Origin of the sequence: Clostridium sp. OS1-26 (genome assembly GCF_030915445.1) — a bacterium.
Taxonomy (GTDB): domain Bacteria; phylum Bacillota; class Clostridia; order Clostridiales; family Clostridiaceae; genus Clostridium_AM.
On record NZ_CP133264.1, the window covers coordinates 4,183,317 to 4,199,748 of the forward strand.

Annotated in this window: 13 protein-coding genes, 1 riboswitch and 1 other annotated feature; of the genes, 11 read left to right on the forward strand and 2 right to left on the reverse strand. The window is 32.9% G+C overall.

Translation table 11 applies throughout. From position 1 onward, the window contains the following. Nucleotides 1-25: 25 nt before the first annotated feature. Nucleotides 26-3,490 (reverse strand): hypothetical protein, encoded by a 3,465-nt coding sequence (locus RCG18_RS20745; RefSeq protein WP_308037917.1) that lies wholly within the window; start codon nucleotides 3,488-3,490, stop codon nucleotides 26-28. A 487-nt stretch (nucleotides 3,491-3,977) separates the two neighbouring features. Here RCG18_RS20745 and ndk point away from each other — a divergent pair, with 487 nt between their 5' ends. Then, a complete protein-coding gene (ndk, locus tag RCG18_RS20750; RefSeq protein WP_308037918.1) occupies nucleotides 3,978-4,391 on the forward strand; it encodes a nucleoside-diphosphate kinase in 414 nt (137 codons plus the stop codon). Nucleotides 4,392-4,740: 349 nt separating this feature from the next. Then, nucleotides 4,741-5,739 (forward strand): NADH:flavin oxidoreductase, encoded by a 999-nt coding sequence (locus RCG18_RS20755; protein WP_308037919.1) that lies wholly within the window; start codon nucleotides 4,741-4,743, stop codon nucleotides 5,737-5,739. A gap of 106 nt (nucleotides 5,740-5,845) precedes the next feature. Here RCG18_RS20755 and RCG18_RS20760 read toward each other — a convergent pair whose 3' ends face one another. Continuing rightward, nucleotides 5,846-6,784: a DMT family transporter gene (locus tag RCG18_RS20760; protein WP_308037920.1), complete on the reverse strand. Its 939-nt coding sequence runs from the start codon at nucleotides 6,782-6,784 to the stop codon at nucleotides 5,846-5,848. A gap of 220 nt (nucleotides 6,785-7,004) precedes the next feature. Next, a riboswitch (TPP riboswitch) is annotated at nucleotides 7,005-7,114 on the forward strand. 145 nt (nucleotides 7,115-7,259) lie between these two features. Between RCG18_RS20760 and thiS the strand changes: the two genes are divergently transcribed. The 9 genes from thiS (at nucleotide 7,260) to gatB (ending at nucleotide 16,278) form a co-directional block, all read left to right on the forward strand. Next, nucleotides 7,260-7,454, forward strand: coding sequence for a sulfur carrier protein ThiS (thiS, locus tag RCG18_RS20765; RefSeq protein WP_308037921.1), 195 nt, complete (start codon nucleotides 7,260-7,262; stop codon nucleotides 7,452-7,454). A 4-nt stretch (nucleotides 7,455-7,458) separates the two neighbouring features. Next, entirely contained in the window at nucleotides 7,459-8,259 is an 801-nt protein-coding gene (gene thiF, locus RCG18_RS20770; RefSeq protein WP_308042069.1) for a sulfur carrier protein ThiS adenylyltransferase ThiF, read from the forward strand. An 11-nt stretch (nucleotides 8,260-8,270) separates the two neighbouring features. Beyond that, entirely contained in the window at nucleotides 8,271-9,038 is a 768-nt protein-coding gene (locus RCG18_RS20775) for a thiazole synthase (protein WP_374119159.1), read from the forward strand. A gap of 12 nt (nucleotides 9,039-9,050) precedes the next feature. Continuing rightward, nucleotides 9,051-10,166, forward strand: coding sequence for a 2-iminoacetate synthase ThiH (gene thiH / locus RCG18_RS20780; RefSeq protein WP_308037923.1), 1,116 nt, complete (start codon nucleotides 9,051-9,053; stop codon nucleotides 10,164-10,166). Next, nucleotides 10,153-10,782, forward strand: coding sequence for a thiamine phosphate synthase (locus RCG18_RS20785; RefSeq protein WP_308037924.1), 630 nt, complete (start codon nucleotides 10,153-10,155; stop codon nucleotides 10,780-10,782). The genes thiH and RCG18_RS20785 overlap by 14 nt, the downstream gene beginning before the upstream one ends. Before the next feature lie 303 nt (nucleotides 10,783-11,085). Then, nucleotides 11,086-11,345 (forward strand) — a binding site (T-box leader). A gap of 232 nt (nucleotides 11,346-11,577) precedes the next feature. Further along, nucleotides 11,578-12,897 (forward strand): aspartate--tRNA(Asn) ligase, encoded by a 1,320-nt coding sequence (aspS, locus tag RCG18_RS20790; RefSeq protein ID WP_308037925.1) that lies wholly within the window; start codon nucleotides 11,578-11,580, stop codon nucleotides 12,895-12,897. Between the two features lie 15 nt (nucleotides 12,898-12,912). Further along, nucleotides 12,913-13,212 (forward strand): Asp-tRNA(Asn)/Glu-tRNA(Gln) amidotransferase subunit GatC, encoded by a 300-nt coding sequence (gatC, locus tag RCG18_RS20795; protein WP_308037926.1) that lies wholly within the window; start codon nucleotides 12,913-12,915, stop codon nucleotides 13,210-13,212. A gap of 32 nt (nucleotides 13,213-13,244) precedes the next feature. Then, nucleotides 13,245-14,705: an Asp-tRNA(Asn)/Glu-tRNA(Gln) amidotransferase subunit GatA gene (gene gatA / locus RCG18_RS20800; protein ID WP_308037927.1), complete on the forward strand. Its 1,461-nt coding sequence runs from the start codon at nucleotides 13,245-13,247 to the stop codon at nucleotides 14,703-14,705. Between the two features lie 133 nt (nucleotides 14,706-14,838). Further along, nucleotides 14,839-16,278 carry an Asp-tRNA(Asn)/Glu-tRNA(Gln) amidotransferase subunit GatB gene (gene gatB / locus RCG18_RS20805; protein WP_308037928.1) on the forward strand — a complete coding sequence of 480 codons (1,440 nt, stop codon included), beginning with the start codon at nucleotides 14,839-14,841 and terminating at the stop codon, nucleotides 16,276-16,278. The last annotated feature ends 154 nt before the right edge of the window (nucleotides 16,279-16,432 follow it).

Sequence of the window (16,432 nt, forward strand, 5' to 3'; positions counted from 1 at the left end):
AAGTTACTAAAGTAAACTTAAAGCTCTAATTTTCAGCAGTATAATCAACTTTAGTTCTACTACTTTCAGTCTTACCACGACTTGTAACTGTGATGTACACACTTCCAGCACTTTTACTAAGCTGAGGTATATTAATAGTTACTTGTGTATCATTAGATGAAACTACTGCAGTACCAATCAGGTTTCCTCCATTAGCAGCATCATAAACTTTTATTAAATTATTTGAGGATAAATTATTTACTGTTATCACATCAGGTGTTCCAACTGGATTATTTACTATGCTAACGTCTCCTGGGTGAAGCGCAGTTGATGTTTGCTCTGCAATATAATCAGCTTTTGTTCTTTTACTCTCGTTTTTCCCAAAGTTTGTAACAGAAACATACACACTCCCTGCAGCTGCAGTTAACTGAGAAATTGTAACAGTAACTTCATTACTGTTAGCTGGAACAATAGCATAACCTAATAAATTGCCACCTTGCACAGCATCATAAACTTTAACAACATCATTAGCAGTTAAGTTTTTCACTGTCACCGTATCTGATATTATAGCATTGTTTACAATGGATATATTTCCTATAACAGGTGCTGAGGATTCTGCAAGATAATCTGCTTTAACTCGTTTACTTTCTGTTTTTCCAGACCTTGTTACGGATATATACACGCTTCCTGCATTAGATCCAAGCTGTGATACAGTAACGATAGCTTGAGAATTACCACTGGATACTGTTGCAGTTCCTAATAAACTTCCACCTGATTCAGAACTATAGACTTTAACTACATCATTAGCTGCTATGCCTGTAACAGTAATAACATCAGATGTTCCAGAATTATTTTCTATAGTTATATCACCAGCAGATAAAGCATTAGATTGAGATTCAGCATTATATTGTACTGCGGTTCTGCTGCTCTCTGTTTTTCCTGTACTTGTTAAAGATACATAGATGGTTCCTGAACCAACACCAAGTTGTGTTATGGATACGATTGCTTCCATACTATCTCCAGATGCTGTTACAGAACCTAATAAATTACCACCTTGTGCACTATCGTATACTTTTACTACGTCATTTGGTTGGAGATTTACAAGTTTTACAGTATCTTTTATACCTGCATTATTCTCAACTGTTACATTTGCAGCATTAGGTGCGCTGCTTACAAGCTTTGCAGAATATGCTGCTTGAACTCTATCGCTTTCTAGCTTTCCTTTACTAGTAATAGAAATAAATACATTTCCTGCTTCAGAGCCAAGTTGTGTAACAGGTATTGTTACTTCTGTATCATATGTTCCTACAGTTCCAGAGCCAAGTAAGGTACCACCTTGAGAAGAATCATATACCTTTACTAAATCACTTCCGATAACTCCAGAAACTGTTACTGTACCAGCCATTCCTGCGTTATTTATAATAGATATTCTATTAGTTTCTGGTGATTTGGATTTAGACTCTGAAGAAAATCCTACTTGAGTTCTATCACTTTCCCCTTTATTAATACTAGTTACAGAAACATATACACTTCCAGCATCAGTTCCAAGTTGTGGAATAGAAACTGTTGTTTCTGTTTGATAATTAGCCACAGTTGCAGAACCAAGTACAGTACCGCCTTGAGGAGAATCATATACTTTTACTACATCATTAGCAGAAAGTCTATTTATTTGCACAATATCATTCATTCCAGCATTATTAGTAACAATTATATTTTCTGCTTTAGGATTACTGGATTTTGGCTCAGCTAAATAATCAATTTTTACTCTGTCGCCTTCAGATTGATTTAAACTAGTTCGAGAGATATAAACGCTACCAGCCATTGTTCCAAGCTGTGTAATAGATATTGTTGCATTTGTTTCACCTGAGGCTACTGTAGCAGACCCAAGCGGATTTCCACCTTTAGCTAAATCATATACTTTTATAACATCATTTTGAGAAAGGCCAGTTACACTAATAGTATCCGCACTTCCCGATCTATTAGTAATTGATATATTAGTTGTATCTAATGAATTAGACTTGCCTTCAGCGGAATAATTAACTTTTGTTCTAGAACCTTCAAGCTTACCTTTACCAGTTATAGAAACATAAACACTTCCAGCTGCAGATCCAAGCTGAGGTACTGATATAGTTGCATCTGTAGCACTATCAAGTACTGTTGCGGATGCAAGTAAATTACCACTACTAGCACTATCATATACCTTTACTAAGTCGCCAGAATTTAGCTGAGATACATATATGGTATCTGCTTTTCCTGCATTATTAGTAACTACTATATTCTCAGTGTCTACTGAGCTAGACTGAGATTCTGCAGAATAGCTTGCTTTTTTCCTAGAGCTTTCAAGCATTCCTGGAGTTGTAATAGATATGTAAATACTTCCTGCAGCAGTTCCAAGTTGTCCTATACTAACTGTTGCACTGGAATCTGATGATGCTACTGCTGATCCAAGCAATTTTCCACCAGTTGAAGCGCTATACACATTTACTTTATCTCCTTGGGTAAGGCCAGTAACATATACGGTATCAGGCTTACCGGTATTATTTGTAATTGTTACATTACTTGGTTGTACTATATCGGATTGACCTTCTGCAGAAAAGGACGCTTCAGTTCTAGTACTTTCTAACAATCCTGGACTTTTAACAGAAACATAAACATTACCAGCAGCAGTTCCGATTTGTGATATAGTTAACGTTGCTTCAGTTTTATTAGAGCCTACTGTTGCAGAACTCAATAATTTTCCACCAGTAGCTGCAGTATATACATTAACCTTATCACCAGAAGCAAGACTAGAAACAGATATAGTATCTGCCTTTCCTGAATTATTAGTAATATTTATGTTATTTAAGGATGGAGCTTCAGATTGAAATTCTCCTGGAAAATCAATTTTTACTCTATCACTTTCATGCATTCCTTGTGTTGTAACTGCAGCATATACACTTCCAGCGTTTATTCCTAGTTGAGAGATAGACATAGTTGCATCTGTTTTATTAGAGCCTATTGTTGCGGAACACAGTAGTTTTCCACCAGTAGCTGCAGTATATATATTAACTTTATCACGAGGAGCAAGGCCAGAAACATAAATAGTATCTGATTTTCCTGAATTATTTGTAATTTTTATGTTATCCGCTAGAGGCATCTCAGATTGACCCTCTGAAGAATAACTAATCTCTGTTCTACTACTTTCAGTCATTTTAGCTGAAGTAACTGTTATATAAACACTTCCTTCAGAGATTCCAAGCTGTGTTATAGATATTGTTATATCTGTCTTTTGATTAGGTACAGTTTTTTTACCTAGTACTTTTCCGCCACTTGAAGCATTATAAACTGTTACAATATCACCACCGGTTACACCAGTAACATATATAGTGTCTGCTTTTCCTACATTATTTGTAATAGTTACTTCGCTAGGACTTGGCGCAACTGAAGCGTCTGCAGCCTGAACTGTAATCCCCTGAAATGTGGTGTAAAGTAGCAGTAATAGGCTTAAAATTCCTGAAAAATATTTCTTCATTCCTAAATTTCCCCCTATGTATACAAATAGTTATTGACTTTAGTTAAGTTTTTTAATGCTTTTATACTAAAGTGTATAACTTTTTGTTTCTATAAAAATAAACATACAAAGATATCTAAAAAATTAAATCATAACACTCCTTTCAATTGTATTTTAGATATTCATTAAATATTTATCCTTACCATGAATTAAATGTGACAGCTAATAATTAAATTGAACAAGGATTGTCCTTTATCAGACAACTCTTAATTACTATATTCGGAATCGAATTTCCATACTTGATAACTTATTCATTATTTTACAAAATATTCACAATTACTCCTACTATATTATAGGACATTAGTACATATATAGTTGCAATTTGTCGAATGAATTGTATTGAGCTAAATAAAAAATTTATGTAACATGTTCTGTAGTAGGAATAATATTTGGGTATTTTGGAAATATATTACTAAAAATATCTATCAATGATAGAAAGGATGATATAATGGAAAAAACATTAGTGCTTATTAAACCAGATGCTATGGAGAGAAAATTAATGGGTGAAATAATCTCTATCTATGAGAAAAAAGGGCTTCACATACCAGCATTAAAGATAATAAAGCCATCCATAGAAATTGCAGAAAGTCATTATATTGAGCATAAAGATAAGCCATTCTTTAAAGAACTTGTTAACTTCATTACAAGAGGTGAAGTATGTGCTTTAATTATAGAAGCAGATAATGCTATTAATTTGGTGAGGAAAATAAATGGAGCAACCAATCCATTAGATGCTGATATGGGCAGCATAAGAGGCCAGTTTGCAGTATCAAAATCCGAAAATGCTGTTCATTCCTCGGATAGTGCAGAAAGTGTTGAACGTGAGATTAAATTATGGTTCCCAGAAATATATTCAGTTTAATTGTAATTTAAAATTTTTATAGAATTTCTTGTTAGGTTCCATTAGAATTGCTCTAATATCAATAGTAGTAAAAACAAAGTATACATAGAAAGATGTACTTTTGCTTATATTAGATATAAAGATTTAAAAAATACTTAGTTTCTAGTAAAGAGTTAAATCAGTACTTTATCATCAAGTATAGATTTAATTCTTTATTGATTTTATATGTATCTTTTCTGTAACTATGTATAGAGAAAGTGCATTCTTGTTTTTAGTTAACATAAATGCTAGTGTTTAAATGTAAACATATATAAACATTAAATAGTAAGAAATGATAAAAAGAAAAGTTTAATAAGAGGAGGATAAATTTATGTCATATTTGCTCAGACCATTACAAGTGGGTACGTTAAGATTGGATAACCGTTTGGTTATGCCACCCATGGCTACTGCAAAGGCTGAATCTGATGGAAAAGTGAGTCAAGATATTCTTGATTATTATAAGGAAAAATCTGAAGGAGGGCATATATCGTTAATTATAATTGAACACAGTTTTATTACTCCAGAAGGAAAAGCCAGCAAAAACCAACTTTCTGTTTCTGATGATACTACAATTGAAGGTTTACGAAAGTTAGCTGATGTTATTCATCAAAATGGTTCAAAAGCTATTATGCAACTTAACCATGCTGGAAGTGCAGCAGAGAAAGAAGTTATAGGATCAATGCCAGTTGGTCCCTCAGCGGTTATAAATCCACGTAAAGGAAATGTGCCCCGTGAACTTACAAATAAAGAAATTGATGATATTATTCAGGCCTTCCATGATGCAGCTCGCCGCACAAAGGAGGCTGGATTTGATGGAGTGGAAATACATTCTGCTCATGGATATCTGCTTAATCAATTTTTCTCTCCGTTAACTAACAAGAGAAAAGATGAGTATGGTGGAAGCATTCATAATCGTATTCGTATTCACCTTAAAGTTATTGAAGCAGTACGCAATGCTGTAGGTAATGATTTCCCTATTCTTTTGAGATTAGGTGCTTCGGATTATATGGAGGGGGGAAGTACTATAGAAGATAGCCAAATTGCAGCCAAAGAGTTTGAAAAAGCTGGAATAGACATTCTTGATATTTCAGGTGGATTTTGTGGATATGTTGTGCCAGGGCATACTGAGCAGGGATATTTTGCACAACTTTCAGAGTCTGCTAAAAAAGTTATCTCAATTCCTGTAATTCTAACTGGTGGAATTACGGAAGCAAAAGCTGCTGAACAGCTGTTAGCTGACGGAAAGGCAGATCTTATTGGGGTAGCAAGAGCTATCTTAAAAGATTCTACTTGGGCGCAGAGAGCTGTAGGAAGTCTTCATACAATATAATTTAATACACAAAAGAAAATTGATCATAAATGATTCATTAGAAAAAAGTCATCCGACTAAAAAATTTAGTTAGATGACTTTTGCAACTTTAAATTGTAATATTTTATTATACTCCCTCAATTTCTTTAGCTACAATTTCATCTTTAAAGCTAAAGCGACTGGTTCCCCAAACTCCGACAAGTATCATGATAGAACCAATTATATGATAATATTTGAATTCTTCATGTAATATAATAACTCCTGCAGCAATAGATACTATTGTTGAAAGGTTTGCAAATACAGCTGATTTAGAAGCTTCAATTTTAGAAAGAGTAAAGTTTACTAAGAAAAATGCGATAACTGAAGACAAAATTCCTAAATAAAATATAGATATAATGAAATCCTTACTCTTAAATGGCAAAAGGTAACTGCTAAAAGTACCGTATATCATGTGTTCACCTAGTGAAAATATATTAAAGAATAATGCCGCTGTTCCCATCATAAAATAGGTTATTTCCATAGGTGTAAAACTTGAAGAAAGTTTTCTTGACATTATGTTGAACACTGCAGCAGCCATTACTGTAATTATAAGAAGCACAATACCAATTATACCGGTACTTCCTGAATCTGTACTATTCATAAAGGCAATATAGGCCACACCTGATACTGACAGAATTATAAAAAATAATTGAAGACTAGAAAACTTTTCTTTAAGAAAATATGAAGCTAATATTGTAACGATTATAGGAATAAGGGCTATCATAATTCCTGCAAAAGATGATGATGAATACTTAATTCCATAGGTTTCAAAAATAAAATAAATTACAGGCTCCATAAGTGCCAAGAAAAATAAATTTTTTATAGGCTTATTTTTATAGTTTACTTTGATAACTTTAAAAGTTACAAGTAAAGTCATTATTACAAAAGCAGTTAAAAATCTAAAGGAAAGCAGCGAAAAAGGAGACGCTACATTTAAAGCTCTTTTAGAGAATAAAAAGCTTAAACCAAATATAATAGATGTAGTAGTAACAGATAAATAAGGAAGCATATTTTTGTTATGATTCATAAAGATCCTCCATTTTGTAATACTTAGTTAAATTAAAGATTTAAGCATTTTGTACTTCAAATAATATAATACAATTATATCATAGCATAATGCAATAAAAATTCATTAAATAAACAAATATGTAATATTTTAATTTTCATTAATGATTACAACTGTATATACCTATTGATTTATAATATGGTTTATGGTAAATTAGATTTAGAAATCGATAACAATTTAATATTATATCAAGGGGAGCCTATAAAGATAGGCTGAGAGTGGAATGTTATTCCTTACCCTCATAACCTGATTTGGGTAATGCCAACGTAGGGAGAGACGGGATAGCTGTATTTTATCACAAATTCTCCGAATTTGTGATTTTTTATTTTAGCTATATTCGTAATTTTAGATGTTAAGTATCCTAATAAATTAGATTATGAGGGAAGCATATATTTATTTGCTTCCCTTTTTATTTTTGCAAAAAGGAGGGAGTTAAATGATTATAAATGGTGAAGCAATGGATATAAAAGAAGGCACTACAGTTTCAGAATTACTTAAGATTCTAAATCTAGATTGTCAGAAGATCGTAGTAGAAGTGGATTTAGAAATATTAAATAAAAATGAATTCGCTGCAAGAAAACTAACCAGTGAATCTAAAGTTGAAATAATCCGTTTTGTCGGAGGTGGCTAAAGTGATTAATATTTTTGTAAATGAGAAAAGGCATAAGATAGAAAATAACACCACTGTTTTTGAGCTCAAGGAAAGTATCAAAAAAGATGCAGATGTAATTGTATTTAATGGATTTATCATAAAAGTAGATTATAAGCTAAAAGAAAATGATAAAGTTGTCTTTATAAAGAAAGGTGAGATTCCTAAGGGAGAAGATATGGAAGCGATGCTTATGTCAAGACATACACCCTTTGTGCATGAAAAAATAAAACAAGCATCTGTAGGAATTGCAGGATTAGGTGGTCTTGGTTCAAATATAGCTGTGTCTCTTGCAAGAATAGGAATTGGAAAACTGCTTTTAATAGACTTTGATGTAGTAGAGCCAAGTAATTTAAATAGACAACAGTATTTTATAAAACATTTGGGTATGAAAAAAACAGACGCATTAGAGGAAATAATAGTTGATTGCAATCCCTTCGTTAAAATTGAAAAAAAGGAGATCTTTATTGAGGAGAATAATATCATTGAAACTTTTAAAGACGTAGACATAATAGTGGAGGCTTTTGACAATCCAGTTTCCAAAGCACTGCTCGTAAATACAGTGTTAAGTAAAATGAAAAATAAAAAAATAGTTGCAGCTTCTGGGATGGCAGGGTATTTTCCCAGCAATTCAATTGTTACTAAAAAGATAAAGGAGAACTTTTATCTAGTTGGCGATGGAGAAAATGAAGCTAAACCAGGCTGTGGACTTATGGCACCTAGAGTAGCTATAGCTGCAAATCATCAGGCAAATGCAGTGTTAAGAATTATATTAGGAGAAGAATAAATGGAGGTTTTATCATGAATAAATTAATAATTGGTGGCACAGAATTAAATAGTAGATTGTTTGTAGGCACAGGTAAATATTCATCTAATGAAATGATACCTAAAATTTTAGAAAGTTCCCAATCACAGGTTATAACTGTTGCATTAAGAAGAGTTGACTTAAAGTCACAGGATGAAAATATACTAAATTTTATAAACAAAGATTGTATACTACTTCCTAATACTTCAGGAGCAAGAAATGCAGAAGAAGCTATTAGACTTGCTAGGTTAGGAAAGGCTGCTGGATGTGGTAACTGGGTTAAGATAGAGGTTATTTCTGATAACAAATATCTTCTTCCAGACAATTTTCAAACGATAAAAGCTACAGAAGTTTTAGCAAAGGAAGGATTTGTAGTTCTTCCATATATGAATCCAGATTTAATGGATGCTAAGAGACTGGTAGATGCTGGTGCAGCAGCAGTAATGCCCTTAGGTTCACCTATAGGAACTAATAGGGGAATAAGGACAAAAGAAATGGTAAGGATTTTAATTGACGAAATAAAATTACCTATAGTTGTAGATGCTGGAATAGGAAGACCTTCAGAGGCAGCAGAAGCTATGGAAATGGGAGCAGATGCAGTGTTAGTAAATACAGCTATAGCCACTGCTGGAGATCCAATACTAATGGCTAAGGCATTTTCATTTGCAGTACAAGCAGGTAGAATGGCTTATCTATCAAAGCTAGGTTCCCAAAGAGAATATGCAGAGGCATCATCTCCTCTTACAGGATTTTTACGATAGGAAGTGAAAAAAATGAGTTTTTATGAAACAATAAAAAGGTTTCAGGATTTTGATTTTAATAATTACTTTGAAAGAGTAACGAATAATGATATTGAAAGAGTTTTATCAAAAGATAGAATAAATGAAGAGGATTTTTTAAAACTGCTTTCTCCAAAAGCTGAAAATTATTTAGAAGCTATGGCGCAAAAGGCAAGGGACGTTACATTAAGGCATTTTGGAAAAAGTATAGTGCTATACACGCCTATATACATTGCTAACTATTGTGAAAATAGATGTGCCTACTGCGGATATAACGTTGAAAATAAAATTGCGAGAAAAAAGCTTACTTTTGAGGAAGTGGAGAAGGAAGCCAAAGCTATTGCAGCAGCTGGATTAAAGCATATAATAGTTCTAACTGGTGAGTCTTCATATTACACTCCAGTATCATATATAAAAGATTGTATAAAAATACTAAAAAAATATTTTAGTTCAATATGTATAGAAATATATCCATTAGAAGAAAAAGAGTATGCAGAACTTATTGAAGCTGGTGTTGACAGTCTCACAGTTTATCAAGAAGTATATAACGAAAAAGTATACGATAAGGTACATATTAGTGGACCTAAAAAAGACTATAAATACAGACTTGAAACTCCTGATAGAGCCTGCAGAGCCAAAATTCATTCTGTTGGAGTAGGAGCGTTACTAGGACTTTATGAATGGAGAAGCGAGGCATTCTTTTCTGGACTTCATGGAGCGCACATCCAGGACACATATCCTGATATAGAAATCAATATGTCAGTACCTAGAATAAGGCCTCATGCAGGAAGTTTTGTCGATATATTTGAAGTTACAGATAAAAATGTAGTTCAAGTAGCTTTAGCTTATAAGATATTCTTGCAGAGAGCGGGAATCAATATTACTACAAGAGAAAGCAGAGATTTTAGGGATAATTTTATTCCTCTTGGAGTTACTAAGATGTCTGCAGGAGTATCTACAGAAGTTGGCGGACATTCAGAGGGTGATAAGGGAGATGGACAGTTTGACATTGCTGATAACAGAACTGTGGAAGAGGTAAAAGAGGCAATAATAAAAAGAGGATATAATCCAGTGCTTAAAGATTGGGGAGACTTAAATGCAGGGTTATAGAGAAGAATTTAATATGTTTCAGCTTAAAGGGGATAAAAAGATATATATAATAACAAACAGGAAGCTCATAAGAGAGGGAAGTATTTACGACGCAATAGAAAGATGTGCAAAAATGGGCGCTGACGGAGTAATATTAAGAGAAAAAGATTTAGATTATAAAGAACTTAAGGAGATTGTCTTAGGTGTTAGAAACATCACACAAAAGTATAATATTCCTCTAATTGTGAATGGAAACATTGATGTGGCTATGGATATCAAAGCAGATGGTTTTCACAGCAGTTTTCAAGCTTTTAAAAATATAGCTGAAAAGATGGATGTGGAAAATAGAATTAAAAGAAAGGAAAGCAAATTTATCTTTGGTGTTTCAATTCATAAACTTGAAGAAGCTTTAGAAGCGGAAAAGTTAGGTGCAGATTATCTGATAGCAGGGAATATATTTGAAACAGATTGTAAGCCTGGACTAGAAGGTAAGGGAATGGAATTTTTATCAATAATATGCAGCAGTGTTAGCATACCTGTTATAGCAATAGGAGGCATAAATATTGATAATATAAAAAATGTATTAGCATCTGGTGCCTATGGAGCCGCTGTTATGTCATATGCAATGAAAATTTAATAGATATCATGAATAAAAGTCTTTTTTATGGAAAACTTAACTTTATAATGGAGTGTACTTAAGAATACATAAAAACAACAATAAAACTCCAGAAAAAGATAATGGAATTATGAAAAAAATAAATCATATAATAAAAAGTGACTCCATAATGTAACCTTTACACTATTGATATAATATCATGTAATAAGTTATAGTAATAACTCATTATAAAGAAATCTGCAAAGATATTAAAAAATTATTTAAATAGGGTATTGACGTATACTAATATTGTAATTATAATAAAGAACATAAAGTTGAATTTTCAGAAAAGCGATGATGGGGAGAGTAAATATAGTCGGGATTTAAAGAGAATTCGGGATGGTGGAAGCCGAATATTAACACTGTATTGAAGAACACCCTAGAGTGCTAACCGAAATTTGTAAGAGTAGGCTTAGACGCAGTGTCCAGCGTTATAGGGACTAGGTATTGAGAAAGCATGATTTTTCAATGTATTATCTGTACTGAATTGAGATGGCTATTAAAAGCTAGCTAGGGTGGCACCACGGAAATTATTCGTCCCTATACCATAACGGTATAAGGGCGTTTTTTATTTCTAAAAATGCCGAAGTACAGAATATTATTGAAAATGAATGAAGATGTTGTTTTGTTTTCAATAAAGATATGCTTGCTGATATCATGAGAGAGCTTTAATGCTAATTTGGGTGGCACCGCGGAATTGTATTCGTCCCTGTATCTTTAAGATACAGGGGCGTTTTTATATTGGTGAAAAAATAAAAGATTTAGGAGGTAAAAATTATGGAAACGTTAGTAAAAAAAGAAGAAGTAGGGGCAAAAGAAAGAGTGTATGTAGAGGAGGTTAAAAAGGCTCATGGCGATGAAGTTTTAGTAAGAGGATGGGTACACAAAATTCACGACTTAGGTAAATTTGGTTTTATACACCTTAGAGATAAAACAGGAATAATTCAATTAGTTGCAGATAAAGAGACATTTAAAGAGTTAAGGGCAGAAATGAGTATAGAAGTAGTAGGAACTAAAGTTGAAAACCCTAAGGCACCTGGTGGAATTGAATTGCAAATTAAAGATTTGAAAGTTTTAGGAAAAACCTATTATGATATGCTTCCAATAGCAGTTAACCAAGGGAAGACAAAAGTACATCTGGAAACAGAATTAGACCATAGAGGCATAAGTCTTAGATCACCAAAGAAAAGAGCAATCTTTAAAGTTCAAGAGGAGATAGTAACAGCTTTTAGAGATTATTTAAGAGGTGAGAAATTTTCAGAAATTCATACACCAAAAATATTAGGAACAGGTACAGAAGGTGGATCAGAAGTATTTACTGTAAACTATTTTGATCGCAGGGCCTTTTTAGCTCAAAGTCCTCAATTTTATAAGCAGATGATGGTAGGAGCTGGATTTGAAAGAGTGTTTGAGATAGGTCATGCATATAGAGCTGAGCTTCATAACACATGGAGACATTTAAATGAGTACGTAAGTCTTGACGTAGAGATGGGATTTATAAAGGATGAAAATGATGTTATGGATTTAGAAGAAGGCTTTATAAGATATCTATTTGAGTATCTAAGAAAGACTTGTTCAAATGAGTTGAAAATGTACGAAATAGAGCTTCCAGAAAAAGTTGAAATTCCTAGAATGCCTCTTTCAGAGGCTCACAAAATATTATTAGAAAAGTATGGAAAAAAATCACCAGTAGGAAATATAGATGCTGAGGGAGAAATCTTATTTTCAAAATATGTAAAAGAAACTTATGGAAGTGATTTTGTTTTCCTTACAGAGTATCCTGTTGCTAAAAGACCAATGTATGCAATGCCTGATGGTAAAGGAATGACAAGAAGCTTTGACTTAATATATAAAGGCTTGGAAATAACTACAGGAGGTCAAAGAATTCATGACTATGAAATGTTAAAGGAAAATATTATAAAATTTGGATTAAACCCTGAGGACTTTGATTTCTACATTGAAAACTTTAGATATGGTATGCCTCCACATGGTGGATTTGCAATAGGTCTTGAAAGATTAACTATGAAAATATTAAACTTAGAAAATATAAGAGAGTCTACATTACTTCCAAGAGATATGAAGAGAATGATGCCTTAGGATTTAAATTATGAAATGGAGGAAAGAAAAATGATTAGTATTGATGAAGTAAAATATATTGCTAAACTTTCAAAATTAAAGTTTACGGAAGAAGAAGCTGAAAAAATGGCAACAGAGTTTGGTGCGATTCTAGGACATTTTGAATATATAGATAAATTTGATTTAAGCGATATAGATATACATCCAAAGGAAGAAGGCTTAAAGTCAGTGATAAGAAAAGATGAAGAGGAAGTCTTTGAAGATAAGGAAAAACTGTTCCAAAATGTTAAGACCAAAAGAGAAACTTATATTGAAGTTCCAAAGATAATTGCGTAGAAAATTAAATATTAAAAGCAGGAGGAAGTCTTATGAGAATAGGAGCTATGACAGCTTATGAGATAAAAAAAGGTATAGAAGAAAAGAAATTTACTTCTGAAGAGGTTGTAACAGAATTATTTAAAAGAATAAAAGAAGTAGATAAAGATGTAGATGGATATTTAACATTATGTGAGGAAGAAGCACTTAAAACAGCAAGAGCTGTAGATGAAAAAATTAAGAAGGGAGAAAAAGTAGGTAAATTAGCAGGGGTGCCTATAGCTATAAAAGATAATATATGTACAGATGGAATTAGAACTACCTGCGCATCTAAAATGCTAGAGGATTTTATTCCACCTTACGATGCTACAGTAGTTAAAAGATTAAAGGAAGAAGATGCAGTTATTATCGGAAAAACAAATATGGATGAATTTGCAATGGGATCATCTAACGAAAATTCCGCATTTAAAAAGACAAAAAATCCTTGGGATTTAAAAAGAGTCCCAGGAGGTTCCTCTGGTGGTTCAGCAGCAGTAGTAGCGGCAGGGATATCACCAATATCATTAGGTTCTGATACTGGTGGATCTATTCGTCAGCCCGCAGCCTTTTGTGGAATAGCAGGACTTAAACCTACCTATGGGCTAGCATCCAGATTTGGATTAGTTGCTTTTGCATCCTCACTTGATCAAATAGGTCCTTTTGGCAAAAATGTTAGAGATTGTGCACTTACACTTGAGGTAATTGCTGGTTATGATCCAATGGATAGTACTAGTTTAGATAAAGAATATGATAAAGATTATTTAAGTGCATTAGATGGAAGCGTTGAAGGACTAAAAATTGCAGTTCCAAAAGAATTCTTTGGAAAAGGGCTTAATAGCGAAATAGAAAAGGCTATTAAAGACACAATAGAAAAGTTAAAGAGTATGGGAGCTGTAGTAGAAGAAATATCATTGCCTATTACAGAAGAAGGACTTTCAGCTTATTATATAATATCTTCAGCAGAAGCTAGTTCAAACCTTTCTAGATATGATGGCATAAGATACGGATACAGAGCTAAGAATTATGAAACAGTAGATGAACTTATGGAAATGTCCAGAAGTGAAGGCTTTGGAAAAGAAGTTAAGAGAAGAATAATGCTTGGGACTTATGTATTATCCTCAGGTTATTATGATGCTTATTATAATAGAGCACAAAAGTTAAGGAAGAAGATACAAGAGCAGTATAAAGAAGTATTTGAAAGCTATGACTTAATTTTAAGCCCTACTTCACCGGTATTACCATTTTTAAGTGGAGAGAAGGGTTCAAATCCACTAGAGATGTATCTAGCGGATATATATACTGTAAATATAAACTTGGCTGGAGTGCCGGCTATATCAATACCATGTGCCTTTAGCAGCGAAGGTCTTCCAATAGGTGTTCAAATCATTGGACCACATTTTGGTGAAAAGAAAATATTAAAAACTGCCTATGCCTTAGAGCAGGAGTTAAATATAGATACACTAGCGATAAAGTGAAACTTGAAGCGGATAAAGTAATAAGTTGATCTAGAAATTACTCCTTAAAAAGTTTGATTTTAATAACAAAATAGAATATTAAAATTCATAACTATGTATGTAGTAAATTAACTTAAAAGGAAGGAGCCTAATTATGAGTTATGAAACAATAATTGGTTTGGAGATACACGTTGAATTAAATACAAAGACAAAAATATTTTGCAATTGTTCCACTAAGTTTGGTTCTAAGCCAAACAGCAATACATGTCCAGTATGTTTAGGCTTACCAGGAACTTTACCTGTATTAAATGAGGAAGTTGTTAATCTAGCTATAAAAGCAGGGAAGGTTTTAGGTTGTAAAATAAATAAATTAAATAAGATGGATAGAAAAAACTATTTTTATCCAGACCTTCCAAAGGCTTATCAAATTTCACAGTTTGATTTACCAATTTGCAGCGGAGGATATGTAGAATTTGAAGTAGATGGAGTTAAAAAGAAAGTAAAATTAAATAGAATACACATAGAAGAAGATCCAGCAAAACTTGTTCATTTGGAAGATGAACCATTTTCTTTAATAGACTATAACCGTGCAGGAGTACCACTAGCAGAAATAGTTACAGAGCCAGATATTCACTCTCCAGAGGAGGCAGTAGCTTTTCTTAAGACTTTAAAATCTTTATTAGAATATGCAGAAGTATCAGACTGTAGAATGGAACAGGGATCTTTAAGATGTGATGCTAACATTTCTATGAGACCAGTGGGACAGGAAGTATTAAATACCAAGGTAGAAATTAAGAATATAAACTCCTTTAAAGAAATTCAAAAAGCTCTAGAAAAAGAAGAAAAGAGACAGAGAGAGCTTTATACTTATGGAGAACAGCATAAAATAAAACAGGAAACTAGAAGATGGGATAGTGGAAAGGGAAGAACTATTCCTATGAGATCAAAGGAAGATGCTCACGATTATAGGTATTTCCCAGATCCAGACTTGGTTCCAATAATAATAAAAGACGAACAGATAGAAGCTATAAAAAGTACTATTCCAGAGCTTCCACATGCGAAAAAACAAAGATTTATAGAAGAATACAAATTAGGAGAAAAAGAAGTAGAAATTCTCGTAGGAGATAAATCTCTTGGGGCGTTCTATGAAGGGGTAGTAAAAGAAGGAGCTGACCCTAAAGCTGCATCAAATTGGATTTTAGGAGATTTGCTTAGGGTATTAAAGGAAAAAGAAATGGAATGCAGTGATATGACTTTAAAGCCACAGTTACTATATAGGCTTATAAAGCTTATTGACGAAGGAAAAATAAGTGGTACTGCGGCTAAAGAAGTATTTGATGAAATGTTTGTAACTGGCAAAAATCCAGAAGATATAGTAAAAGAAAAAGGACTAAGTCAGATAAGTTCATCAGAGGTATTAGAAAAAGTTGTAGGCGAGGTTTTAGCTGCAAATCCTAAGTCTATAGAAGACTACAAAAATGGAAAACCTCAGGCTGCCGGGTTCTTGATGGGACAGGTAATGAAAGTTACTAAAGGTCAGGCTAATCCAGCGGTAGCTAAGGAACTTATAGAAGTAAAACTTAAAGAATATTAATTTTTAAAAAAACTACCTATGAATAATAGGTAGTTTTTTTAGGCAAAAGGCTATACAATTGTTAAAACTCGGATATAAAGGAAAAGTTAAGAGAGGATTTTGCTAAATAATGTAGAATAATTTATTTAATAGAAATAATTTTAATATTCATGAT